The following is a 22,682-nucleotide window of genomic DNA, read 5'->3' as shown; positions in this document are numbered from 1 at the left end:
CCAATAGCCAGAGCGCCAGAAGGGGCAAAGCCCGCGGGCAACACTTTCGGCGCGGCCAGCTTGACACCGATTACCCCAATCGATACGACCGCAACACCGAAGAGTTCACGCCATTTGGCATGAACACCGCGCATTGGCTGGTCCCAGCCTGACGTTGACTTCGCTCGTTTCAGCAACTCTGTGGCCTTCTATTCATTGATTGATGGACCACAGAACATCATCGCCATTTCGCCAACTTGATACTCGTCGCGTCGAATTCAAATTAATTGCTGGATTTGTACTCGTAGTATCCGTAGCTGTAATAGCCCGTAGCGCGTCGCTCGACAGCATTGAAAATAGCCCCCTTGATCCGGACGTTGTTCTGCTCGAATCGACGCTTTGCCAAAGCGAGCTCCTTGGCTTGGTTCAAGCCAAACCGCGCCACCATCAGACAGGTACCCGCGTGATGGGCGATGATCGCTGCATCCGTAACCGCTAGGATCGGGGGCGTATCAACGATGATCAGGTCGTACTGGGGTGCAAGCTCTTCCAGCAGCGCGGTGAAGTTGGCATGCATCAGCAGTTCTGAAGGATTCGGCGGAACGTCACCACGCGCGATGAAACTCAGGTTGTCCAGGCCCGGCAGGCTCCGCACCACCTGCGAACGATCGACCTTCCCTACCAGGAGGTCTGACAGACCCGGCGTCTGCAATGCGCCCAGCGCCTTATGCAGTGTTCCCTTCCGCATGTCGGCGTCAATGATCAGCACGCGCTGACCAGCCTGCGCAATCACTGCCGCCAAATTGGACGAGACGAATGTCTTGCCGGCATTCGGGCTGGCACCAGAGATCAAGACAATGTTGTTCTTTGCCTCCAGGCGCGCGAAATGCAGGCTGGTACGCAGGCTGCGCACGGCCTCAATGGCGAGGTCTGCAGGGTCTTTGACGGCCAGCAAGTGTAATTTGCCGTCGGCCCGGAACTTGCCACGGACGGAATCGCTCTGCTGCTGCGCACTTACGGGAATGGATGCGTAGACGGGCAGGCCAAGCTCTTCAATCTGCGCCGGATCCTCAACGCCACGGTTGAGCATCTGCTTGAGCAGAACCATAGCAACTGAAAGGAATGCACCCAGTATCACGCCGATCAGCACAACCAGCGCCTTGCGCGGCCGCACAGGAGTCGTCGAATCCACCTCCGCCGCATCCACAATGCGTACATTGCCCACCGTACCCGCGCGCGCAACGTCCAGCTGCTGCGCCTGATTCAGCATGCCGGTATACATCTCGTTGCTGACCTGAAGGTCGCGCGTCAAGCGAAGCAATTCCTGCTGAGCTTCGGGCAATTGCTTCACCTGCCCTTGGAATCCGCTCTTTCGACCCTCCAGCTCTCCGATCTGCCGCATCAGCGCCTGATAGGCCGGATGATCACGCGTGAACTTGCGGTCCATCTCCGCCTGCTGCAATCGCAGCTGCTGGATGCTGGTTTCCACAGCCACCTCCTGATCCAGCAAGCCCTTGGTCTGCAAGCTCAGATCCACGGAGTTGGCGCGCGTCTGGTAGGCACTCAGCGCCTTCTGCGCGGCGTCCACCTGATTACGTACGTTGGGCAATTGCTCCTTCACGAAGGTCAGCTGCGCAGAAGCTTCAGCCGAGTTGCGTTCCACGTTCTGTCGCACGTAGGCCTGCGCGACCTGCTGCAGGAAACGCTGTGCAAGATCAGGATCCGCATTCTCATAGGCCAGCGTCAGGATGCCCGACTCCTTGCCCGACTCACTTACAGCAACCTTCTTCTGCAGCTCTCCCACGACCGTGAGGTGACGCTGGCGGGTCACTTCAAAACGCATACCTGGATGCGCGCGCATCTCGGCAATCTGCGCGGTCACCCCCTTTCCGCTGGCGACCTTGCCGACCTGCCCCTTCAACAGAAGATTGTCGTCTTCGTCGAACAGTTCATAGCTGCTGTTCTCGCCGACGATCAGAGTCATCGGGCGCGCCAGCAGCGCGCGCGGCACGTCCAGCTGGAAAATCTCCAGCTTCTCGCCGCCCCAGCCGAAACGGCTCATGCCAAAGCGCACATCAGCCAGAGCGCCTGGATCGGCACGCTCCGCCTTGCGCGCAACGTAGCCACCCAGGAGCGGGAAGCGATTGGGCTCGATTGTGATATCCAGCTTCAACGCATCGACTGCGCCGCCAACCACCGCGCGAGAGGTGATGAGCGCGATCTCGGTTGTCGCCTCCGCCGTGCCACCCCCAATGCCGAGCGACTGACTGATATCAGAAAGGCCTGGCAGACTCGGCACTTTTGATTCAACCTGCACGATCGCGTCGGCACGATAGATGGGCGTCGCCAGCAGGGCATATGCGGCAGCAACGGCGAAGAACGCCCCCGTAATTCCGGCAATCCACCATTTGTGGTCAATCAGCGTGCCGAGCAACTGCCGCAAGTCGATTTCGTCAGCATCATCCTGCGCCGGACTACGGGTATCGGTGGTCATCAGTAAGAACTCTTCAATTGGATGTAGGTGCAGTCAGAGATGAGAAGTCAGCGCTACAGGTGCCGCGCCCAGCTCTCCACACCCTCGGCCATCAACTTGTAAACATGTTCGAACGCAGGGCGTTGCTGGCGGTACGGATCGGGAATCTCCCGATCCTGCTGCCACTTGCCCAGCAGGAACGTCTTTCCCGAGGCCTGCGGTGCGATTTCGGCAATGCGACGCACGTGCTTGCGCTCCATGGTCAGCACCAGATCAGCGGCTCCCAGGATGGCGTCATCAATCTGGCGCGCGCGATGGGTCAGGCCATCCATGCCCTGCTCGACCAGCAGCTCCTGCGCTGTGGCATCAATGCCATGCCCAACCAGCGCACCGAGACCAGCGGAGGATACCTGGATCCCCTTGCCCTCGACCGCCTGGCGCAGCATCACTTCTGCGGAGGGACTGCGGCAGATGTTGCCGACACATACAAAAAGAACGTTCTTGAACACTGACCTGGATCCTGTGGCATTCCTTGCGGCGCACGCGACCAGAACATCCAGGGCCGGCGGCAGCCGCACAGCATACCTTACAAGCACACTACAGGCGATGAAATCGCCAGCAGATTCATGGGATTACGTCGCAGTTCCAAAAATCGGCCACATCAGTACGCCGATTTTTGCCCCAGCACCTTCAACGCCGTCAGCACGATGATCCTCACGTCCAGCGTCGGGCTCCAGCGCCGGATGTAATCGATGTCGTACTGGACGCGCTTCTTCATCGAGCGCAGCTCCGGCGTCTCGCCACGCAACCCATGCACCTGCGCCCAGCCTGTGATTCCCGGCTTGACGTAGTGGCGGTGCATGTAGCGTTCGATCACCCGCTCGTAGTGGTTGTTGTGCTGGATCGCGTGCGGTCGCGGCCCCACCACCGACATGTTCCCACCCAGCACATTGAAGAACTGCGGCAGCTCGTCCAGGCTGCTGCGGCGCAGGAAGGCGCCAAACCGGGTGACGCGCGGATCACCCCGCGTTGCCTGGGTGATCCGCCCCTCCCCCTCCGCGTGCACACGCATGGAGCGGAACTTGAGCATCCAGAACTCTTTACCGCCAAGGCCATGACGTTTCTGCCGGAAAAGCACCGGCCCCGGTGAGCTCAGCTTCACGCCGATGGCCAGCACGGCAAACAGCGGCGCCAGAAGGATCACCGCAATGCCTGCCACAACGATGTCCTCAACCCGCTTGAACAGGCGGAAGCGATGATCCACCAGACCCTGGCGTACGCCGATCATCGGCACGTCACCCACCTGGTGTACGCCGGGATTCAACGCACCCAGCCCCGTGGTATCCGGAATCAGGCGCACCGGCACCGGAAATCGCTCGATCTGCTTGAGCATGTCCTTGATCGCGGCCGCGTGCCCCATCGGCATCGACACCCAGACCTGATCGAATTCACCGCGGTGCTGATCCATGTACTGCGGGACGTCTTCCAGTCGCCCCAGCCGGCACGGCGCGTCCCCACCGCGACGGGTGGCGATATCGCCCGCACTGGCGAAATAGCCGATGACGTCTTTGCCAAGCTCTGGTTTCCCACGCAGCAGACGGTGCAGCCTCAAGGCAGGCGCCCGCAGCCCGACCAGCAGGATCCGCTCATGATCCATCCCGCGTGAACGCAAGCGATGCAACTGCACTCTCAGCAATACGCGCAGTGCAGCCATGGAGCCCAGGCCAAAGGCATACCAGCCGATCAGCCAGGTAGAGGGGACCGCATCGGCAAGTCCGACCAGGACGACGTAGAGCGAGAACAACGCGAAGGTGGCAGACCACGCCAGCAGCAACAACCAGAGATCAGCGAGAAGTCCGCGCATCCGCCAGTTGCGATAAACCGGAGCCACCGAGAAGCAGATGACTGCGCTGAGGATCAATGCACCAAACACGATGCGCTGGGAGGAATCCGGGGCCCCTGCCCCAGACATCAGGATGTGGGAGAGCACTGCCATACCCGGCAGCAGCAACAGATCGCCCAGGCGCAACCCCAATTCGAGGGCGGCTCGGGCCTCGACGCGGCGGCGACCCGCCCGGGCCCGCTCTGCGGGAAGGTCTTCTACTGATCCATGTAGCAAAGCACTTCTCCAATACCTGCTCGACCGGACGCCGGAGCGTCCGCGGTCACGTGCATGGACTCCCCACCCAGCACGGAAATATCGAGGCTGCGTCAATTAAATGTGGAGGGATTGTGAAGGAAGTCCGAAGCAAAAGATAGGAACGTCAAGTCGGGGACTGACTGAAGTTATCGTCAGGAAGTTACGTAAGTCCCTAGAATTATTGTGAATTTCATATGTATCACAATGAGTCAATGTGCGTCATTTTGCGTCGAAATCATCCATCGACGTCCGGATCGCATGTCGGCAAATTGACAGTCTCGAGCTCACCCCACCCCGCACCGCACCAAAGCCCAGCAACCTCCCTCTGCTACCATCGGCGGTTCTGTTCATCGCGTCCCCCACCTGCCCGCGATGGCGCCAAACAACGTAACGAAACACAGGAGTCTGCATGTCTTCCGAGCTGCTCAAGTCCCTTGGCCTGGACGCGATCAACGCTGGCACGTACCTGGGCAACGGGGAGTGGTCGAGCGCGACCAGCGGTGAGCTGATCACCCCGGTCAACCCGACCACCGGCGAGCCGATCGCGCAGGTCCGCGCGACCACCGAGGCCGAGTACGAGACCGTCGTCGCTCGCGCCCAGGAAGCCTTCAAGATCTGGCGCACCACGCCGGCGCCGCGCCGCGGTGAAGCCGTGCGCCTGTGCGGCGAAGCACTGCGCAAGCACAAGGACGCCCTGGGCTCGCTGGTTGCGCTGGAAATGGGCAAGAGCAAGCCCGAAGGCGACGGCGAAGTGCAGGAGATGATCGACATCGCCGATTTCGCCGTGGGTCAGAGCCGCATGCTGTACGGCTACACCATGCATTCCGAGCGCCCCGGCCACCGCATGTACGAGCAGTACCACCCGCTGGGCCTGGTCGGCATCATCTCGGCCTTCAACTTCCCGGTCGCGGTATGGAGCTGGAACTCGTTCCTGGCCGCCATCTGCGGCGACGTGTGCATCTGGAAGCCGTCCAACAAGACGCCGCTGACCGCCATCGCCTCGCTGAAGATCTGCAACGACGCCCTGCGTGAAGCCGGCTTCCCGGACATCTTCTTCCTGATCAACGATGCCGGCACTGCGCTGTCGGAGAAGATGGTCGATGACCGCCGCGTGCCGCTGATCAGCTTCACCGGCTCGACCCAGGTTGGCCGCACCGTCAACGAAAAGGTTGCGCGCCGCCTCGGCCGCTGCCTGCTGGAGCTGGGTGGCAACAACGCCATCATCCTGGACGAAACCGCCGACCTGAAGCTGGCCGTGCCGGGCATCGTGTTCGGCGCGGTTGGTACCGCCGGCCAGCGCTGCACCACCACCCGCCGCCTGATCGTGCACCGCTCGATCTACGCCGACGTGCTGGCCACGCTGGTCAAGGCCTACAAGCAGGTGGAAGGCAAGATCGGCGACCCGACCGACGCCGCCAACCTGATGGGCCCGCTGAACAGCGATGGCGCCGTGCAGCAGTTCCTCGATGCGATCGCCCAGGCCAAGGCCGCCGGCGGCACCATCGAAACCGGTGGCACCCGCATCGACCGCGCCGGCAACTTCGTGCTGCCGGCGATCGTCTCCGGCCTGAAGAACAGCGACGCCGTGGTCCAGCATGAGACCTTCGCGCCGATCCTGTACGTGATGCCGTACGACAGCATCGACGAAGCCATCGACATGCAGAACGGCGTGCCGCAGGGCCTGTCGTCTTCGATCTTCACCCAGAATCTGAAGACTGCTGAGAAGTTCCTGTCGGCGGCCGGCAGCGACTGCGGCATCGCCAACATCAACATCGGCACGTCCGGTGCGGAGATCGGTGGTGCCTTCGGTGGCGAGAAGGACACCGGCGGTGGTCGCGAGTCCGGCTCGGATGCATGGAAGGTCTACATGCGCCGCCAGACCAACACCATCAACTATTCGGATTCGCTGCCGCTGGCGCAGGGCATCAAGTTCGACCTGTAACGCTATCTGTAGTGCCGGGCCATGCTCGGCAGGATGCGCCATGAACACCGCAGGTAATGCAGCCGAGCATGGCTCGGCTCTTCAGGCTGGGAAGCCGGTGATTGATTTCACCGGCCGCTGCGTGCTGGTCGCCGGCGGCAGCAAGGGCATTGGCCGTGAAATGGCGCTGGCGTTTGCCGGCGCCGGTGCGCAGGTCTCGGTCTGCGCTCGCGGCCAGGCCGGCCTGGATGCCCTGCGCGCCGATGCACGGGTGCAGGGCTTCGAACTGCACACGTTTTCCACCGATCTGGCCGATCCCCGCCAGATCCAGGCGTGGCTGCAGGCCGCCGCCGACGCGCTCGGCGGCATCGATGTGCTGGTCAACAACGCCACCGGCTACGGTATGGCCGACGACGAGGACGGCTGGGCCGCCAGCCTGCAGATCGACCTGATGGCGGCGGTTCGGGCCTCTCGCCTGGCCCTGCCCTGGCTGCGCGCGTCCAGTGACGCCTGCATCCTCAATCTGTCTTCGATTGCCGCGCAGCAGCCGCGTCCCGGTGGTGCGCCCTACGCCGCCGCCAAGGCCGCGCTGTCGCACTACACCACCTCGCAGGCGCTCGCGCTGGCCAAGGAACGGATCCGGGTCAATGCCATCGCACCGGGCTCGATCGAGTTCGATGACGGCCTCTGGGACCGCCGCCGCACCGAAGACCCGGCGCTGTACCACGGCACGCTGGCGAAGATTCCGTTCGGCCGCTTCGGCCACCCGCGCGAGATCGCCGATGCAGCCCTGTTCCTGTGCTCGCCGCTGGCGCGCTGGATCACCGGCCATGTGCTCAACGTGGATGGTGGCCAGGTGTTGATGGGCTGACACCGGCATACCGGTAGCTGCCAACCTTGGCTGGCATGCCTTTCGTCGACCAAGGTCGACGCCTACCGTGGCTGGCATGCCTTTCGTCGACCAAGGTCGACGCCTGCCTGGCTGGAATGCCTTTCGTCGACCAAGGTCGACGCCCACCATCGCATCCGCCGGGCATGGGATTGCCCGGGCAGAGGCACTATCATGTGCACACTGCCAAGGAGGACCCCGATGAGCGTGGCACCCCGACAGACAAGCGCCCTGGCCGTGGTCAGCCTGGTCATGGGCATCGCCAGCTGGACCGTCCTGCCCTTCGTGGCCAGCATCGTGGCCATCATCACCGGCCACATGGCCCGCGCCGAGATCCGCCGCCGCCCGCATGAACTGGAAGGCGATGGCCTGGCCGTCACCGGTCTGGTACTGGGCTGGGTGATGGTCGGCGCCGTGATCGCCGCCATCCTGGTCTTCATCCTGTTCTTCGGCGGCCTGGCCTGGCTCGCTGCGATGTCGAACTGACTGCCATGACCGCCTCCGACAGCACTGAACGCTTCAGCAGCCGCGTCGCCGATTACGTCCGCTACCGGCCCGATTACCCACCCGCGCTGCTGGAATGGCTGCACGGCCCGATGGGCGTCAGCCGCGAGGCGCTGGTCGCCGACATCGGCGCCGGGACCGGTATTTCCAGTCGCCTGTTCCTGGCCAGCGGCCATCCGGTAGTCGCGGTTGAACCCAACGCCGCCATGCGGGGCGCGGCCGAGGAATGGCTGGCACCGCAGTACCCGCAGTTCCGTGCGGTGGACGGCCGCGCCGAGGCCACCGGCCTGGACGACGCCAGCATCGATCTGGTCAGTGCCGCGCAGGCCTTCCACTGGTTCGACACCGTGGCGGTGCGCGCCGAGTGGCAGCGCATCCTGCGCCCGGGTGGCCTGGCCCTGATCTACTGGAATTCGCGCCTGCTCGATGCCAGTCCGTTCCTGGTCGGCTACGAACAGCTGCTGCTGGATTACGGCACCGACTACTCCGCCGTGGCCGAGCGCTACCAGGACGATGCCACCATGCAGGCCTGGTTCGGCCCCGGCCTGCGCGGCTTGGTAGAGCTGCCGAACGTACAGCATCTGGACTTCGATGCCCTGCGCGGGCGCCTGCTGTCCTCCTCCTATGCCCCGCAAGCCGGTCATCCGCGCCACGCGCCGATGATCGACGCTCTGCAGGACCTGTTCGCCGCCCACGCGGTCGACGGCCAGGTTGCTTTTGAATATCGAACCCGAGCCTTCCTCGGCACGCTGGACTGAACCGACGCATGTATTCGCTTGCCCGCCCCTTCCTGTTCTCGCTCGACGCCGAGCGCGCCCACGGCCTCGGCCTGTCCGCACTGGACCTGGCCTATCGCACCGGCACCACGCCGCTGCTGGCCGCACGCATCGCGCCGATGCCCAGCACGGTGTTCGGGCTGACCTTCCCCAATCCGGTCGGCCTGGCCGCCGGCCTGGACAAGAATGGCGAGCACATCGATGCGCTGTTCGCGCTGGGTTTCGGCTTCGTCGAAATCGGCACCATCACCCCGCGCCCGCAGGCCGGCAATCCGCAGCCGCGCCTGTTCCGCCTGCCGGAACACAACGCGATCATCAACCGCATGGGCTTCAACAATGCGGGCGTGGACGCGCTGGTGCGCAACGTCGAGCGCGCGCGCAACCGCCGCGGCCTGCTCGGCATCAACATCGGCAAGAACAAGGACACCCCGAACGAACAGGCCGTGGACGATTACATCGCCTGCCTGGACAAGGTGTACCCGCTGGCCGACTACATCACTGTCAACATTTCCTCGCCCAACACCGCCGGCCTGCGTGAACTGCAGGAAGAAACCGCGCTGCGCCAGCTGGTCAGCCAGTTGCGCGACCGCCAGGAAGATCTCGCGGCCCGCCACGGCCGCCGCGTACCGATGCTGGTCAAGGTGGCACCCGACCTGAGCGAGCGCGACATCGATGCCGCTGCCCGCGTGCTGGGCGAACTGCAGGTGGACGGCGTGATCGCCACCAACACCACCATCGACCACAGCAAGGTGGCCGGCGACCCGCTGGCCAACGAGGCCGGCGGCCTGTCCGGCGCGCCGGTGCTGGAGCAGTCCACCCTGGTACTGCGCCGCCTGCGTTCGCGCCTGCCCGAGTCGGTGCCGTTGATCGGTGTTGGCGGCATCCTGTCCGGTGCCGACGCCGTGGCCAAGATGGCTGCTGGTGCGGCGCTGGTGCAGTGCTACAGCGGCCTGATCTTCCGCGGCCCGGCCCTCGTCTCCGAATGCGTGGAGGCGATCCGTCGCCGCCGCGAAGCGCCGAGCCGCGGCGCGGTGGCCCCACTGTGAGCACACCCATGGATACCGTCGACGGCAACGCCCCGCTGCGCTGGACGCTCACCCGCAATGCGCCGCTGCAGGCCCTGAACACCTTCCATGTGCAGGCCAGCGCCGCTCAGCTGCTGGAACTGCACGACCCCACGCTGCTGCCGGAAGTGCTGGCATTGCCCGAAGTGGCCAGCGGCCCGCTGCTGGTGCTGGGTGCCGGCAGCAATGTGCTGATCGCCGAGGACCTCCCGGGCACCGTGCTGGTGTTCGGCAACCGTGACATCAGCTTCCTCGAGCATCGCGCCGACCATGCCGTGATCCGCGCCGGTGCCGGTGTGCCGTGGCACGGCCTGGTGATGTGGTCGCTGCAGGAAGGCCTGTCCGGCCTGGAGAACCTGGCCCTGATTCCCGGCACCGCCGGTGCCGCGCCGATCCAGAACATCGGCGCCTACGGCGCGCAGGTCGGCGAGTTCATCCAGGCCGTCGAAGCCTGGGACTGCCAGGAACAGGCCTGGGTGCGGCTGGACAACGAACAGTGTGGCTTCGCCTACCGCGACAGCGTGTTCAAGCAACAGATGGACCGCTATCTGATCACCGCCATCGAACTGAAGCTGCCACTGCTGCATGACCTGCGCATGGACTACGCCGGCATCCGCGAGGAACTGCAGGCGCAGGGTGTGGAATTGCCCAGTGCGGTGGACGTGGCCAATGCGGTGATCGCGATCCGCCGCCGCAAGCTGCCCGACCCGGATGTACTGGGCAACGCCGGCAGCTTCTTCAAGAACCCGGTGCTGCCGCTGGAACAGGTCGACGTACTGCTGCAGCACTTCCCCGAGCTGCCGGTGTTCCCGTCCGACCAGGACGGCAAGCGCAAGGTCTCGGCGGCATGGATGATCGAGTCCTGCGGCTGGAAGGGCTTCCGCGAAGGCGATGCTGGCGTGGCGCCGAGCCACGCACTGGTGCTGGTCAACCACGGCAACGCCACCGGCGCTGAACTGCTGGCGCTGGCGCGACGCATCTCTGCTTCCGTGCTGGAGAAGTTCGGCGTGCCAATCGAACCGGAGCCCCGCCTGCTCGGCGCACAGTGGTGAACACCCCCGCCCTCTCCCCCAGCGCCACCCCGATGCGGGCGGCGCTGCTGATGCTCGGCAGCACGATGGCATTCGGCCTGATGGCGGTGGCGATCCGCTATGCCACGCGCTACGTGCCCACCCAGGAAGTGGCGTTCTTCCGCAACGCCTTCGGCCTGCTGGCGTTGCTGCCGATGCTGCTGCGGCCAGGCCACGCGCCGCTGAAAACCCAGCAGCTGCCGCGCTACTTCGTGCGCAGTGCGATCGGCCTGGGTTCGATGCTGTGCGCCTTCTGGGCATTGGGCCATTTGCCGTTGGCGCAGGCGGTCTCGCTTTCGTACTCCACCCCTCTGTTCGTCACCATTGCCGCCGTGCTGTGGCTGGGCGAGACCGTGCGCGTGCGTCGCTGGGCGGCGGTGGTTGTCGGCTTCATCGGCGTGCTGGTGATCGTGCGCCCCGGCACCGCCGGATTCACCGCTGGCAGTCTGGTCGCGGTGGCCGCCGCCGTGCTGAGTTCGCTGGTGGCGATCCAGATCAAGCAGCTCACCCGCATCGACAGTGCCGATACCGTAGTGCTCTACACCTACGTGTTCTGGGTGCCATTGTCGTTGGTGCCGGCCGTGTTCGTGTGGGTCTGGCCCACCGGCCTGGCGTGGCTGTGGCTGCTGGCCACCGGCGTGCTCGGCACCATCGGCCAGCTGCTGTGGACGCGTGCGCTGCGCCTGGGTGAAGTCTCGGCACTGACCCCGATCAGCTTCCTGCAGCTGCCGCTAGTGACGCTGTTTGGCTGGCTGCTGTTCAACGAAAGCGTGGACCGCTGGACGATCATCGGCGCCGGCATCATCCTTGCCGCCAACGCCTACATCGCCCATCGCGAGGCCGTGCTGTCGCGCCGCGCAGCGAGCGCTGCGGCCTCGTCGGCAGCCAAGCCGGCCGAGTAGATCCGCGCCATGCGCGGATGATCCCTGCCCGCCTGATCAACGATGGCGGCACAAAGAGCAGCCGAGCGCAACTGTAGAGTCGAGCCATGCTCGACTCATCGCGCGCAGCGCGACGCCTCATCGATGGCAGGTGACGTGCGTTTACAGCGCCCGATACACCCGCTCCGCCGCATCGAACACATTGCCCGGTGCGAACTGCTCACCCAGGTAATGCAGCGACTGCCGGCGCAGTTGCGGCGAACGCTCCTCACCATCGCTGCCCAGCAGCACCTGCTGGAACTCGATCAGATCCTGCAGGATGCGCCAGTGCCGGTACCAGGCGATCCAGCGCGGATCGCCGCGGTCGCTGCCGTAGCCGTCCTCGAAGCCCAGCGGATTCTCGCGCCCCCAGCGCCCGCCAACCGCCGCACCGATGAACATCAGGTCGCGCTCGCGCGGTGCCAGCGACAGGCCATCCCAATCGATCAGGTGCAGCCCTCCGTCATTGCCCATCAGCAGGTTGCCGGCATGCAGATCGGTGTGGCACAGATGCAGGTCTACCGGCACGTCCTGCAAGGCCGCGAGCAGTTCCCGTGCCTGTGAATGCAGCGCCGCGATGCGTGCATGCTGCTGGTCCCATACCGAAACGAATGCGCGGCCCAGCCCGTCCTTCGCGGCCGCCAGGCCCTCGCCGGCCAACCACTGCCCGACGGTCTCCAGCGCCGCGGTTTCCAGCCGGACGATCGGCAGCGCCTGCTGCAGTTCCGCCGGCAGCTGCGCACCGTGCAGGCGCCGCAGTACCTCACCCAGCCGTTTCCACTGGGTGCGGCTCAACGCTGCCTCGAACCCGGACTGGCCTTCCACATAAGGGAACAGGGTGAACTGCAATCCCCAACGCTGCACCGACGCACCACCGGTCAGTGCCGGCCACGGCGCGACGATCTCATCGATACCCAACGTGCCGCGCATCCAGTGCAGGCTGTCCCACACCGATGGGTCGACCTGGTAGGTGCGGCATTTCAACCACCACTGCCCGTGCCGCGCATCGACGCGATACACGCTGGCATTGGCGTCGGCGCCCACCGGGCGTGGCACCACGGCGGTCGGGGTGATGCCATAGGATTGTTGCAGGACTTCGCCGAGATGCTGCGCCGAAGCGAATGACATGGATGCAAGCGGAAAGTGTTACCTGCCGCCACTATCGCAGATGCGCTCGCCACGACACAGACATGTCCGTCACAACATCGCGTCGGCACGACCAGAGAACTAGCCTGCAATACGGCGCATCACCGCCTCCAGTGGACCGCGCGCGAACTGCCATGACCACAGCCACGCCGCAGCGGTCGCCAGCATCAGGAACAGCAGCGCCCACAACAGCACCGACGCGAGCGAGGCACGGCCATCAAGCAGGCCCAGGCTTTCCAGCGTGCCCATGCCCAGCAGGATGTGACCCACGTACAGGGTCAGGGTCATGCGCCCGGCCGCGGTGAACGGCTCCAGCCAGTCGCCCGGGCGTACACGCGTCAGCCACAGGCAGGCGGCGATGACACTGCAGGCCGCACCCGCACCAGTAAGCACGTAGGCGGGTCCCGGCGGCATCGGCTGCGTTCCCAGCCACGCCTGCCAGAGCGTTCCCTGTGCGAGCTGCTGCACGCCATGTCCAGCCGCGATCAGCAACAGGCCCAGCACCAGCAATGCATGCTGCACCCGAGGCTGCGACAACTGAAGGCGCGCCAGCAGCATGCCCAGCAGGAAGAAGCACAGCCACGGCATCAACGGGTGGAAGCCATTGAACAGCAGGTTGCGGGCCGCGCCCGGCCATTGCCACAGACCGGCGTATTCCAGCGTCTGCCAGTTCCATCCCTGGCTGTAATCCCAATGCAGCAACGCCCAGAACGAACAGGCCGCCAGGCCCACGATGCTGGCCAGCAACACCCGCGGCGAGGCACGCAGCCACAGCACTGCCAACGCGAAATACACCGCGTAGTAGTGCAGGATATCGGCCGGGAACAGGGTCAGGTTGAGCAGGCCCAGCACCATCAGGAACAGCGCGCGCCTCCAGGTCTGCACGCTGGCCGGCCACCACCCTTGCCGCTGCGTGGCCAACACCAGGCCCAAGCCAGCCAGCGTAACGAACGTCGCCGAAGCCTTGCCTTCCAGCAGATGGAAGAACCCTGCCAGCCAACCCTCACCCTCTGCCGGCACGGCCATCGCCAGACGGAAATTCACCAGCACCATGCCGGCCAGTGCCAGGTAACGCGCCAGGTCCAGCCCGTGCAACCGCCGGTCAGCAGCATTCATGCGCGTGCGCCCAGCAGCAGCGCGAGCAGGCCAAGATCCAGCGATGCCTCATTGGTGCCATCGGCTTCGCCCAGCCCCCGACGCAGTGCGTCGCTTTCGATGGCATCCAGCAGCACCTGCGCCTGCAGTGCCGGCGCCAGTACGGGACGCCGACGTTCGCGCTGTGCCATCTGCTGCAGGGCTTCGGCCAGCGTCGCCTGCAATTGCCTGCGATTGGCCGCGAAGGCCTCGGCGACGGCCGGATTGCGTGCACTCTCGGCCAGCACCTCCACTGCAAGTGTTGCCCACTCCGGCTGCCGGCACAGCGCATGGAAGTCCTGCAGGAAGGCCATCACCTGTGTGCGTTCGCCATCGGACGCGGCCAGTCGCTGCAGCAACGGTGCCAGCTCTTCGCTCTCGGCCACCGCCACCGCCAGGATGATCGCTTCCTTGCCCGGGAAGTGGTTGTAGAGATTGCCCAGGCTGACACTGGCCGCCTGTGCGATGTCACGCATGCTGGTCTGGTGGAATCCCTTCGCGAGGAAGCACTGCAGGGCGGCCTGCAGGATCTGCGCGATGCGTTGCTCGTTGCGGTCGGCTCGGTTCATGGTGCGAATAGTGAACGAACGTTCGTCCAATTAGAAGCTGGCGATCCGGCCAACGCCGGGCTCCGTTCAGCCAGCCTTGACCTCAACTGCGGTTGAGGCCCGATGCTGCGCGGCCTGTCCCACGCTCAACCCGGAGTTCCTGCATGCCACGGATGATCACCACCCTGCTCGACAGCCGCGTGCTGTGGCTCCTCGCGCGGCTGTTGCTGGCCGTGGTGTTCCTGTCCTCGGGCCTGGCCAAGCTGCTGGCGTGGGACAACAGCGTGGCCGAAATGCAGGCCGCCGGATTGCAACCACCTGTGCTGTTCAACATCGCCAGCGCCGTGGTGCTGCTGGGCGGCGCACTGTGCCTGCTGCTCGATCGCCTGCTCTGGCTGGGCAGCGGCGCGCTGGCGGTGTTCATGCTGCTGACCATCGTCATCGTGCATACCTTCTGGAACAAGCACGGCGCCGAACAGCAGCTGGCCCTGTTCTTCGCGCTGGAACACCTGAGCGTGGTCGGTGGCCTGATCTGCGCGGCCATCGCCAGCCATGCGCGGGCTCAGAAGAACTCGTCGAGCAACCGGTAGAACGCCAGCCGGCGCTCGTCGGCCACCGCACCGTAGCGTTGGAACAACGGCGCGACCCAACGCGTGTCGCCGAAGTTGTGGACCAGGCTGCGCGCGGCCAGCGCCAGATCCTGGTAGCGGTCGGCCACACCCAGCCGGCCACAGTCGATGAAACCACTGAAGCGGCCCTCGACCACCATCAGATTCGGCAGGCACGCATCGCCATGGCTGACCACCAGGTCTTCATGGTCGGGCCGGGTGCTGCACAGTTCGGCGAAGACCTGCTGCGGACTCTGCCCCAGGCGTTCGTCATCGAAATCATCGGCATCCACCAGGCCCGCTTCAACGCGGGCCTGCGCAACCTGCACGCGCGACGCCAGTCGCTGGTCGAACGGACAGGCTGCCACCGGCAACGCATGCAGCCCGCGTAGCGCGTCGGCCAGCAGCTCCACCAGCTGCTGCGGCGCGAGCTCCGGCGACGAGGCCAGGTCGCGGCCAGGCAGTGCGCTCATCAGCAACCAGCGCCGGCCCGCCTCTTCGGCAGTGGCAATCACCGTTGGCACCGGTTGTTCCTGTGCCTGCAGCCAACGCAGGCGCGCGATCTCATCGCCCAGCTCACTGAAGGCGTCGATCACTTCCGACTTCAGGAAGGCATCGGCCTGGCCCGGCCGATGCACGCGGGCAACATCCGCACGCGACACACCGATCGATTGCCGCTCGATGCGTGCATCGGCCAATGCGTCCTGCCAAGCCCACGGCAGCGGCATGTCATCAGTGATGGATTCGGGTGCTTCCATGCCGAGGTGTTCCTGTTGCCGGTGACCCCACGGATTCTCGCTCATCCTGCATGGACCGCAGCCAACAACAACGCGGAAAGGTACATGCCCAGGCCGAACACACTGTGCGCCACCAGGCTGCGCAGGCGCGCCTTGCCCGGCGCCGGGGTCTTTGAAGCGGCAATGCCCGCGCCCATGCCCGGCTGCAGGATGAGGAACGGTGCAGCGACGCTGAGGATGCCGAAGGCCAGCGCCGGCCCCAGTGTCGGCGCCTGCACCCAACCGTTCCCCACCACGGCCAGCAGCAACGCGGCGAAGACCACACCGATCACGTAATGCGCGGTCCAGCCCAGCGCGCGCTCGCCACTGACCGCTGCCGAGCGGCCGATGCCATCGTGGCGGAAGCGCCCGCGCGGCAGATGCCCCAGCCAGCGGCCCACCATCGCGAAATCCAGCGAGGGAATGCCGAGCAGCCGCCGCTGCACCAGCGCCCACAGGTCCATCACAGCGGTCGCTCCCACGCCGACTACCACCGCATCCATCAAGAATGTCGCCAAGCCAGCCATATCGCGCACCTTCCATTATTTGCTTGAATGATAGAGCGATGCTAGCGTACGCCGCATGAACGCTGCAACAGAGCCACCGCTCTCACCGCTGGAAGCCTTGGCCGAGATCGCCCGCACGCTCGGCCATGCCCATCGCCTGGCCCTGCTGGAGCACATCGCCCAGGGCGAGCGCGCCGTGGAACGCCTGGCCGAACTGACCGGGTTGTCGGTGGCCAACACCTCCCAGCATCTGCAGCAGCTGCGCCGTGCCGGCCTGGTTCAGACCCGACGCGATGGCAAGCGCATCCTCTACCGCAGTGGTGAGGGTCCGCTGGGCAACCTGCTGGCCGCGCTGCGCGACTACGCCGACCACCAGCGCAGCGAGATGCACGGCGTGATCCACGACAGCCTGCAGCGCCGCGATGCTCTGGAAGGCCTGACTGTCGAGCAGTTGCTGGAACAACGCAGCAGCGTGGTGCTGCTGGATGTGCGGCCGCGTGAGGAATTCGATCTGGGGCACCTGCCCGGCGCGCTGAACATTCCCGTTACGGAACTGCGTGCACGGATGGACGAACTGCCGCGTGCCGTCCACATTGTCGCGTACTGCCGCGGTCCCTACTGCGTGCTGTCCAACGATGCGGTGGCGATGCTGCGCGAGGCCGGACTGACCGCGCAGCGGCTCGCCGCCGGTTACCCCGAATGGAAGGCCGCCGGCCTGCAGGTGGACCTGCCCCGGCACTGAGCGAGACACCGGTCATGGATGATGTGTTTGCCCCGTTGATCGATGCGACCTGGCGCAGCGTGTTCTCCGGGCAGCGCATGCTGCAGGATGATCCACTGCTGCAGTTGGCGTGCAGCGATGATTTCGATGAGGGCGAGGACGGCATGCTGCTGCAGCCGGTCGTGGGCCCCGCGCGCGCACTGCTGCGCCCGGCCCTGGCCGCTCGCCTGCAACTGCACGCGCAACCGCACTGGACGCTCCCGCAGCTGCAACTGCGCCTGCAGCAGCTCGGCCAGCGCACGCATGGCGCGGATCGCGTCTTCTACTTCCCCGCCGCAGAACTTGCGGCCCTGGCCGAGCGCCCTGCACCGCCATATATCCGCCGTCTCGACCCGGCCGACGCAGCCGCGTTCAACGGTTTCCAGGCCAGCGCGAGCGAGGAGGATCTGGATGCCGCCTGGGTCGAGCTGGACCACTGGCAGGTGTTCGGCGCCTTCGATGGCGAGCGGCTGGTTGCCGCGGGAAGCATGTACCCGTGGAGCCTGGATCCGGCCCTGGCCGACATGGGCGTGCTGACCCTGCCCGAGGCCCGCGGTCGCGGGCACGCGCGCCAGCTGGTACGCGCCATGGCCGTGTCCGCACAGACGGCCGGGCTGCAGCCGCAGTACCGTTGCCAGCTCGACAACACCGCCTCGATCATTACCGCCGAACGCAGCGGCCTGCGTGCGTTCGCCGATTGGGACACCGTTCTGGCGGTCGACTGAGGCCGCCGCAGTACAACAAGGAAGCAACATGAAATTGATGGTCATCGGCGCCAGCAGGGGCCTCGGTCGGGCGTTCGTGGAAGGCCTGTGCAGTGCAGGCGACACCGTCATCGGCGTTTCACGCAACCGACCGCGCGATATTGAATGCCCCGAGGGCGTCACCCTGCAGTGGATCGAAGCCGATCTGTCCCAGCCGACCGTGGCTGCCGACCACATCGCAGCACAGGCACCTGCCGATCTGGATGTGCTGATCCACAACCTGGGCATCTGGGAACAGACCGCCTTCAGCGACGAGTACGCCTTCCTCGACGAAAGCGATGCCGCGCTCACCCAACTGGTCGACGTCAACATCACCGCCACCCTGGTGCTGCTGCAGCGCCTGCTGCCGCGGGTGCTGGGCGCGCCACGCCCGCAGCTGGTGCTGACCGGCTCGACCTCGGCACTGCCACGCAGCGGCCGCCCGGAAGTGGCGTTCGGCGCATCCAAGTTCGCGCTCAACGGCATCGCCGATGCACTGCGCGAGGGCTTCCGCGATCGCCGCCTGGCGGTGACCAGCCTGCAGCTGGGCTACCTCAACACCGACGATGCACTGTCGGTGCCGGTGGCAGAGGCTGCAGCGCGCGGCGACGGCGAGCTGGTGCCGGTGCACGACGTCGTTGCGGTGGTGCGCGCGTTGCTGCAGCTGTCACCGTCCGGCTTCGTGCGCGAACTGGTGCTGCCGGCCATCGCGGACCCGCGCTACTGACTGCAGAGACCTTGGTCGGGCCCTTGGTGGCCGCGTAGGCGCCTGTGGTTTACCCTGCTCGTCACTGGCCGTCGGTCACAGGCGGGAACCTGCTATGGATGCGCTTTCACGGGTCTCGGCCCAGGTCCTGGACAGCGCCCTGCCCAGCCTGCCGCTGTACCTGCTGCAGGCCACGGCGGTGATCGGCATGATCGGCGTGCTGCTGATCGCCACCCGTCGCGCCGGGCACGCCATTGAAGGACGGCGCCTGTATGTCGGCGTAGCGCTGGGCCTGATCTACCTGTTCAATTCCTGGTTCGTGGCCCGTTACACCCAGGGTGTGGTCAAGCTGCACCTCGGCTTCGACATCCTGCTGGTCAGTGGCCTGCTGGGTGGTTGGCGCGGCGGCCTGACCTGCCTGGCCGCCAGCCTGCTGGCGCGCTACCAGTTTGCCGGCACCCAGTATTTCCTGCCGGCCGGCCTCGAGGCCACGCTGCAGATGCTGGCCGGCGTCTGGCTGCGCAGGCGCCTGCACCCGCGCATGCTCAATGAGCTCTCGCTGCGCGTGATCCTGCAGGCCTGGGGCGTGCGTATCGCCGTCACTGCGTTGGGCCTGGCACTGGGCGTCGCAATCATCGGCGCCAATCAGCTGCCCGTGGAGGAGTTGGCAATCCAGCGGCTGCTGGCACTGCCACTATCGCTGCTGATGCTCGGCGCGGTGTTCGCGCTGGTCTACAACGATGCGCAGATCGATGCACAGCGTCAGCGCGAACAGGCCTGGCTGCGCATCGATCCGATCAGTGGCCTGCCCAACATGCGTGCACTTGGCGAACGCCTGCAGCATTACTGGCGCGACAACGACGGCATCGGCAAGGCCTGCCTGATCGTGGCCGAGATGGGCAACCTGCGCGATCTGCGCCTGCGCTACGGGCCGCTGCAGGACAACGGCCTGTGGCAGCGCGACAGCACCGACGAGGTGCATCGGCTGCTGCCCTCGCTGCCAGCCGGGCAGCTGGAGATCTACCAGTTCGGCGATGCCGCGCTGGCGATCCTGGTGCGCGACCTGACCTTGTTCGAACTGCGCACGCAGCCGCAGATCACCGAGCTGGCCAGCAACCTGGCCGATCGGGTCGGCCGCGATTGGCCCGGCTTCCGGCCGCTGTTCCGCTGTGCGGTGGTCGAACTGAAGCCCCCCGCCGATGCCGACGAAGGACATCTTCCGTTCCGCGCGATCACCGTGGCGCTGAGTGCGATCGAATCCGGCGTCGTGTTCTTCGACGACCCGATCCAGCGCGACAGCGAGATCGACGCCCTGATCGAAGTCGCCCTCGAACGCTGGCTGCAGCAGGGAGATGCCCCCCTGTGCTACCAGCCCAAGCATCGTCTGCAGGATCGCCAGCTGGTCGGCGCCGAAGCACTGCTGCGCATGCGCGACGGCGAGGGCCGGCTGATCGCGCCGATGCGGGTGATCTCGCTGCTGCGCCGGCAGGGGCGGTTGGCTGAACTGGAATGGGCCACGCTGCAGTCGGCCATCCACTTCCTGCAGCAGTGCCGACGCGATGGCTCGCAGCTGAAGATCGCCGTGAACGTTTCGGCCGAGTCACTGCGCCTGCCCGACTTCGGCCTGCGCCTGCAGGAATTGCTGGCACTGCACGATGTGCCCGGCGTGATGCTGCGCCTGGAGATCGTCGAATGGACCGAGATCGTCGAACGCGACGTGGTCGATGCCAACATCGCACAGCTGCTGGCGGCGGAGGTCACGCTGTCACTGGATGATTTCGGTGCCGGCTATTCAACCCTGATCCTGCTCTCGCAGCTGGCCATTGCCGAGGTCAAGATCGAGCAGGCGTTGATTGCCACCCTGTCCGATGCCAAGTCGCAGTCGATCGTGCGTTTCATCGTCGAAGTCGCGCACCGCTGCGGCGCCATCGTGGTGGCCGAGGGTACCGAAACCCTCGCGCAGGAACAGCAACTGCGCGCACTGGGTGTGGATGTCGGCCAGGGCTATCTGTACTCGGCGGCGCTGCCGGCCGACGAGTTCCGCCGCTTCGCCGCCAGCTAGACCGCGTAGTAACCCAGGAACATCGCCACCGCCGATTCGGCCACGCGTGCGCGCTCCTGTTCGTTCAACGGCGCCTGCCCCATCGTCACCTGTGGCCAGAATGCAAAGCTCTTCACCAGCCCGTGCAGCTGGTGGCCGGCGAACTCCGGATCGACCTGGCGCAGCCGGCCATCGGCGATTGCCGCACGGATCCACGCACTCTCACCGCTTTCCTTCTCGCCCATGCGGCAGACGATGGCCTGCGCACGTTCCGGCGAATGGATGATCTCGGCCATCGCCACCCGCGCCAGGTCGATGAAGTTGGCATCACTGAGCAGCTCCAGCTTCTGCCCCAGCAGCTGCATCAGCTGCGCCTGCAGCGGCTGGTCGGCGCGGTACGGCAGTGCGTCGCTGGCCACGCTGCGCTCCCACAGCTCCTCCAGGATCATCGAGAACAACGCTTCCTTGCTCGGGAAGTGGTTGTAGACGGTGCGCTTGGAGACCCCGGCCACCTCGGCGATGCGGTCCATGCTGGTCGCCTCGTACCCCGACGCACGGAACTCCTCCACCGCCGAGCGCACGATGGCGTCGCGTTTGCGGTCAGTCAGGCGTTGCGGGGCACGGGGCATGGCGGAAACCAGATAACTGAACGGATGCGCACATTTTACACCGCGCAGTGTACTTTTGAAAAACACGAAACTACACTGTGCAGTGTACCCAGCGGACGTCACCCATGAAGCGCCTGCTCCTTGTCCTTTTGCTTGGAATCCTCGCCGTGACCGCCTACACCTTCTGCAAGTCCTGGTCCCTCCCCGACTTCCCCGATTCGCCGCAGTACCGCGCCGGCAAGTTCCGCAATGCCCTGCCGCGTCCGGCGATGGGCCTGCGCGATGGCGCGGAGATCTGGTGGACGTTCCTGTTCAACAAGCCCAAGGGCACCGTGCCCGCCCACCCCATTCCGGTGCTGCCGCTGGACCGTGCAACCCTGGACGCCGCGCCTGATCGCAGCCTGTTCCGGCTCGGGCATTCCACGATCCTGCTGAAGCTGCGTGGCCAATACTGGCTGACCGATCCGGTGTTCTCCGAGCGCGCTTCGCCGGTACAGTGGCTGGGCCCGGCGCGCTTCCACGCACCGCCGATCAGCATCGACGAACTGCCGCCGATCGCCGGCGTGACCCTCTCGCACAACCATTACGACCACCTGGACCATGCCGCAGTGATGCAGCTGGCCGGCAAGACCGCGCGCTTCATCGCACCGCTGGGTGTGGGCGACCAGTTGATTGCGTGGGGCGTGGACGCCAGCAAGGTCGAACAGCTGGACTGGTGGCAATCGACCGAGGCCAGTGGCCTGCGCCTGACCGCCACCCCGGGCCAGCATTTCTCCGGCCGCGGTCTGGGCGACAGCGATCGCAGCCTGTGGGCGTCATGGGTGATCCAGGACGGCGACTTCCGCATCTTCTTCAGCGGCGACACCGGCTACTTCGACGGCTTCAAGGCCATCGGTGAGAAGTACGGCCCGTTCGACCTGACCATGATCGAAACCGGTGCCTACGACCCGCGCTGGGCCTTCGTGCACATGCAGCCCGAGCAGACCCTGCAGGCGCACCTGGACCTGCGCGGCAAGTGGCTGCTGCCGATCCACAACGGCACCTTCGATCTGGCGCTGCACGCATGGCAACAGCCGTTCGAGCGCATCACTGCATTGGCTGGCGCAAAGAACGTGCCGGTGGCCACGCCGATGATGGGCGAAGCACTGGACATGCAGGCGCCGCAGGCGGGTACGCGCTGGTGGGAGACGGTGGAGCTGTAATGGGGGATGCCGCTTGACCTGCCGGAAGCCATGTAGAGCCGAGCCATGCTCGGCTGCGCCTACCCGAACGGCAGCCGAGCGTAGGCTCGGCTCTACGCAGAAACGGCCTGCGCCGCTGCAGTGCGTCATGTAACCGATTACATCCCTTGCTAGCGTAGCGCTCGCCCG

At 65.6% G+C, this 22,682-nt stretch carries 22 protein-coding genes; 13 read left to right on the top strand and 9 right to left on the bottom strand.

The window, feature by feature from the left end:
- Nucleotides 1-262: 262 nt before the first annotated feature.
- The 3 genes from ACZK3J_RS09665 to ACZK3J_RS09655 all read right to left on the bottom strand — a co-directional run bounded on the left by ACZK3J_RS09665 (nt 263) and on the right by ACZK3J_RS09655 (nt 4,481).
- A complete protein-coding gene (locus ACZK3J_RS09665) occupies nt 263-2,473 on the bottom strand; it encodes a polysaccharide biosynthesis tyrosine autokinase (protein ID WP_478476825.1) in 2,211 nt (736 codons plus the stop codon).
- A gap of 53 nt (nt 2,474-2,526) precedes the next feature.
- Entirely contained in the window at nt 2,527-2,961 is a 435-nt protein-coding gene (locus ACZK3J_RS09660) for a low molecular weight protein-tyrosine-phosphatase (RefSeq protein ID WP_478476824.1), read from the bottom strand.
- Nucleotides 2,962-3,113: 152 nt separating this feature from the next.
- Complete coding sequence (locus ACZK3J_RS09655; protein WP_478476823.1) at nt 3,114-4,481, bottom strand: undecaprenyl-phosphate glucose phosphotransferase; 1,368 nt, start codon at nt 4,479-4,481, stop codon at nt 3,114-3,116.
- A 520-nt stretch (nt 4,482-5,001) separates the two neighbouring features.
- Here ACZK3J_RS09655 and amaB point away from each other — a divergent pair.
- The 7 genes from amaB (at nt 5,002) to ACZK3J_RS09620 (ending at nt 11,718) form a co-directional block, all read left to right on the top strand.
- Complete coding sequence (amaB, locus tag ACZK3J_RS09650; RefSeq protein ID WP_032127496.1) at nt 5,002-6,534, top strand: L-piperidine-6-carboxylate dehydrogenase; 1,533 nt, start codon at nt 5,002-5,004, stop codon at nt 6,532-6,534.
- Between the two features lie 40 nt (nt 6,535-6,574).
- Nucleotides 6,575-7,384, top strand: coding sequence for an SDR family NAD(P)-dependent oxidoreductase (locus tag ACZK3J_RS09645; RefSeq protein ID WP_478476822.1), 810 nt, complete (start codon nt 6,575-6,577; stop codon nt 7,382-7,384).
- A gap of 219 nt (nt 7,385-7,603) precedes the next feature.
- Nucleotides 7,604-7,888: a DUF4190 domain-containing protein gene (locus tag ACZK3J_RS09640; protein ID WP_010484694.1), complete on the top strand. Its 285-nt coding sequence runs from the start codon at nt 7,604-7,606 to the stop codon at nt 7,886-7,888.
- A 5-nt stretch (nt 7,889-7,893) separates the two neighbouring features.
- Nucleotides 7,894-8,664, top strand: a complete 771-nt coding sequence (locus tag ACZK3J_RS09635) for a class I SAM-dependent methyltransferase (protein ID WP_110712080.1) — start codon at nt 7,894-7,896, stop codon at nt 8,662-8,664.
- A gap of 8 nt (nt 8,665-8,672) precedes the next feature.
- On the top strand, nt 8,673-9,728 hold the full coding sequence (locus ACZK3J_RS09630) for a quinone-dependent dihydroorotate dehydrogenase (protein WP_032127499.1): 1,056 nt from the start codon (nt 8,673-8,675) through the stop codon (nt 9,726-9,728).
- An 8-nt stretch (nt 9,729-9,736) separates the two neighbouring features.
- Nucleotides 9,737-10,798, top strand: a complete 1,062-nt coding sequence (gene murB, locus ACZK3J_RS09625; protein WP_107431775.1) for a UDP-N-acetylmuramate dehydrogenase — start codon at nt 9,737-9,739, stop codon at nt 10,796-10,798.
- A gap of 32 nt (nt 10,799-10,830) precedes the next feature.
- On the top strand, nt 10,831-11,718 hold the full coding sequence (locus tag ACZK3J_RS09620) for a DMT family transporter (protein WP_478476971.1): 888 nt from the start codon (nt 10,831-10,833) through the stop codon (nt 11,716-11,718).
- A gap of 141 nt (nt 11,719-11,859) precedes the next feature.
- Here ACZK3J_RS09620 and ACZK3J_RS09615 read toward each other — a convergent pair whose 3' ends face one another.
- From ACZK3J_RS09615 to ACZK3J_RS09605, 3 genes are all read right to left on the bottom strand, one after another.
- Nucleotides 11,860-12,864 (bottom strand): aminoglycoside phosphotransferase family protein, encoded by a 1,005-nt coding sequence (locus tag ACZK3J_RS09615; RefSeq protein ID WP_049462048.1) that lies wholly within the window; start codon nt 12,862-12,864, stop codon nt 11,860-11,862.
- 99 nt (nt 12,865-12,963) lie between these two features.
- Nucleotides 12,964-13,998: a DUF418 domain-containing protein gene (locus tag ACZK3J_RS09610; protein WP_478476820.1), complete on the bottom strand. Its 1,035-nt coding sequence runs from the start codon at nt 13,996-13,998 to the stop codon at nt 12,964-12,966.
- Complete coding sequence (locus ACZK3J_RS09605; RefSeq protein WP_049462081.1) at nt 13,995-14,585, bottom strand: TetR/AcrR family transcriptional regulator; 591 nt, start codon at nt 14,583-14,585, stop codon at nt 13,995-13,997. Before ACZK3J_RS09605 ends, ACZK3J_RS09610 begins: the two co-directional genes overlap by 4 nt.
- A gap of 143 nt (nt 14,586-14,728) precedes the next feature.
- Here ACZK3J_RS09605 and ACZK3J_RS09600 point away from each other — a divergent pair, with 143 nt between their 5' ends.
- On the top strand, nt 14,729-15,154 hold the full coding sequence (locus ACZK3J_RS09600; protein WP_134951090.1) for a DoxX family protein: 426 nt from the start codon (nt 14,729-14,731) through the stop codon (nt 15,152-15,154).
- On the opposite strand, the gene ACZK3J_RS09595 is transcribed toward ACZK3J_RS09600, so the two are convergent.
- Nucleotides 15,127-15,930 carry an APH(3')-II family aminoglycoside O-phosphotransferase gene (locus ACZK3J_RS09595; RefSeq protein ID WP_049462051.1) on the bottom strand — a complete coding sequence of 268 codons (804 nt, stop codon included), beginning with the start codon at nt 15,928-15,930 and terminating at the stop codon, nt 15,127-15,129. The genes ACZK3J_RS09600 and ACZK3J_RS09595 overlap by 28 nt on opposite strands.
- Before the next feature lie 41 nt (nt 15,931-15,971).
- A complete protein-coding gene (locus ACZK3J_RS09590) occupies nt 15,972-16,475 on the bottom strand; it encodes a DUF2938 domain-containing protein (RefSeq protein ID WP_049462052.1) in 504 nt (167 codons plus the stop codon).
- Nucleotides 16,476-16,530: 55 nt separating this feature from the next.
- Between ACZK3J_RS09590 and ACZK3J_RS09585 the strand changes: the two genes are divergently transcribed.
- The 4 genes from ACZK3J_RS09585 (at nt 16,531) to ACZK3J_RS09570 (ending at nt 20,725) form a co-directional block, all read left to right on the top strand.
- Nucleotides 16,531-17,196: an ArsR/SmtB family transcription factor gene (locus ACZK3J_RS09585; RefSeq protein ID WP_032129739.1), complete on the top strand. Its 666-nt coding sequence runs from the start codon at nt 16,531-16,533 to the stop codon at nt 17,194-17,196.
- A gap of 14 nt (nt 17,197-17,210) precedes the next feature.
- Nucleotides 17,211-17,939: a GNAT family N-acetyltransferase gene (locus ACZK3J_RS09580; protein WP_049462053.1), complete on the top strand. Its 729-nt coding sequence runs from the start codon at nt 17,211-17,213 to the stop codon at nt 17,937-17,939.
- 28 nt (nt 17,940-17,967) lie between these two features.
- Entirely contained in the window at nt 17,968-18,684 is a 717-nt protein-coding gene (locus ACZK3J_RS09575) for an SDR family NAD(P)-dependent oxidoreductase (RefSeq protein WP_049462054.1), read from the top strand.
- Nucleotides 18,685-18,778: 94 nt separating this feature from the next.
- Nucleotides 18,779-20,725 carry an EAL domain-containing protein gene (locus tag ACZK3J_RS09570; RefSeq protein WP_049398556.1) on the top strand — a complete coding sequence of 649 codons (1,947 nt, stop codon included), beginning with the start codon at nt 18,779-18,781 and terminating at the stop codon, nt 20,723-20,725.
- Here ACZK3J_RS09570 and ACZK3J_RS09565 read toward each other — a convergent pair.
- Nucleotides 20,722-21,333 carry a TetR/AcrR family transcriptional regulator gene (locus ACZK3J_RS09565; RefSeq protein ID WP_478476818.1) on the bottom strand — a complete coding sequence of 204 codons (612 nt, stop codon included), beginning with the start codon at nt 21,331-21,333 and terminating at the stop codon, nt 20,722-20,724. The two genes, ACZK3J_RS09570 and ACZK3J_RS09565, sit on opposite strands and share 4 nt — an antisense overlap.
- 104 nt (nt 21,334-21,437) lie before the next feature.
- Here ACZK3J_RS09565 and ACZK3J_RS09560 point away from each other — a divergent pair, with 104 nt between their 5' ends.
- Complete coding sequence (locus ACZK3J_RS09560) at nt 21,438-22,514, top strand: MBL fold metallo-hydrolase (RefSeq protein WP_478476816.1); 1,077 nt, start codon at nt 21,438-21,440, stop codon at nt 22,512-22,514.
- Nucleotides 22,515-22,682 lie beyond the last annotated feature (168 nt).

The organism is Stenotrophomonas sp. 86428_Sma, assembly GCF_056481585.1.
This window is presented reverse-complemented; position numbering and strand designations above follow the sequence as displayed.

Excerpts from the sequence above, each read along its gene's own strand:
- ACZK3J_RS09600 (WP_134951090.1), top strand. The coding sequence starts at position 14,729 with ATGCCACGGATGATCACCACCCTGCTCGACAGCCGCGTGCTGTGGCTC.
- ACZK3J_RS09610 (WP_478476820.1), bottom strand. The coding sequence starts at position 13,998 with ATGAATGCTGCTGACCGGCGGTTGCACGGGCTGGACCTGGCGCGTTAC.
- ACZK3J_RS09570 (WP_049398556.1), top strand. The coding sequence starts at position 18,779 with ATGGATGCGCTTTCACGGGTCTCGGCCCAGGTCCTGGACAGCGCCCTG.
- ACZK3J_RS09635 (WP_110712080.1), top strand. The coding sequence starts at position 7,894 with ATGACCGCCTCCGACAGCACTGAACGCTTCAGCAGCCGCGTCGCCGAT.
- ACZK3J_RS09665 (WP_478476825.1), bottom strand. The coding sequence starts at position 2,473 with ATGACCACCGATACCCGTAGTCCGGCGCAGGATGATGCTGACGAAATC.
- ACZK3J_RS09620 (WP_478476971.1), top strand. The coding sequence starts at position 10,831 with ATGCGGGCGGCGCTGCTGATGCTCGGCAGCACGATGGCATTCGGCCTG.
- ACZK3J_RS09640 (WP_010484694.1), top strand. The coding sequence starts at position 7,604 with ATGAGCGTGGCACCCCGACAGACAAGCGCCCTGGCCGTGGTCAGCCTG.
- ACZK3J_RS09575 (WP_049462054.1), top strand. The coding sequence starts at position 17,968 with ATGAAATTGATGGTCATCGGCGCCAGCAGGGGCCTCGGTCGGGCGTTC.
- murB (WP_107431775.1), top strand. The coding sequence starts at position 9,737 with ATGGATACCGTCGACGGCAACGCCCCGCTGCGCTGGACGCTCACCCGC.
- ACZK3J_RS09645 (WP_478476822.1), top strand. The coding sequence starts at position 6,575 with ATGAACACCGCAGGTAATGCAGCCGAGCATGGCTCGGCTCTTCAGGCT.
- ACZK3J_RS09560 (WP_478476816.1), top strand. The coding sequence starts at position 21,438 with ATGAAGCGCCTGCTCCTTGTCCTTTTGCTTGGAATCCTCGCCGTGACC.
- ACZK3J_RS09595 (WP_049462051.1), bottom strand. The coding sequence starts at position 15,930 with ATGGAAGCACCCGAATCCATCACTGATGACATGCCGCTGCCGTGGGCT.
- amaB (WP_032127496.1), top strand. The coding sequence starts at position 5,002 with ATGTCTTCCGAGCTGCTCAAGTCCCTTGGCCTGGACGCGATCAACGCT.
- ACZK3J_RS09630 (WP_032127499.1), top strand. The coding sequence starts at position 8,673 with ATGTATTCGCTTGCCCGCCCCTTCCTGTTCTCGCTCGACGCCGAGCGC.
- ACZK3J_RS09565 (WP_478476818.1), bottom strand. The coding sequence starts at position 21,333 with ATGCCCCGTGCCCCGCAACGCCTGACTGACCGCAAACGCGACGCCATC.
- ACZK3J_RS09590 (WP_049462052.1), bottom strand. The coding sequence starts at position 16,475 with ATGGCTGGCTTGGCGACATTCTTGATGGATGCGGTGGTAGTCGGCGTG.
- ACZK3J_RS09605 (WP_049462081.1), bottom strand. The coding sequence starts at position 14,585 with ATGAACCGAGCCGACCGCAACGAGCAACGCATCGCGCAGATCCTGCAG.
- ACZK3J_RS09615 (WP_049462048.1), bottom strand. The coding sequence starts at position 12,864 with ATGTCATTCGCTTCGGCGCAGCATCTCGGCGAAGTCCTGCAACAATCC.
- ACZK3J_RS09585 (WP_032129739.1), top strand. The coding sequence starts at position 16,531 with ATGAACGCTGCAACAGAGCCACCGCTCTCACCGCTGGAAGCCTTGGCC.
- ACZK3J_RS09580 (WP_049462053.1), top strand. The coding sequence starts at position 17,211 with ATGGATGATGTGTTTGCCCCGTTGATCGATGCGACCTGGCGCAGCGTG.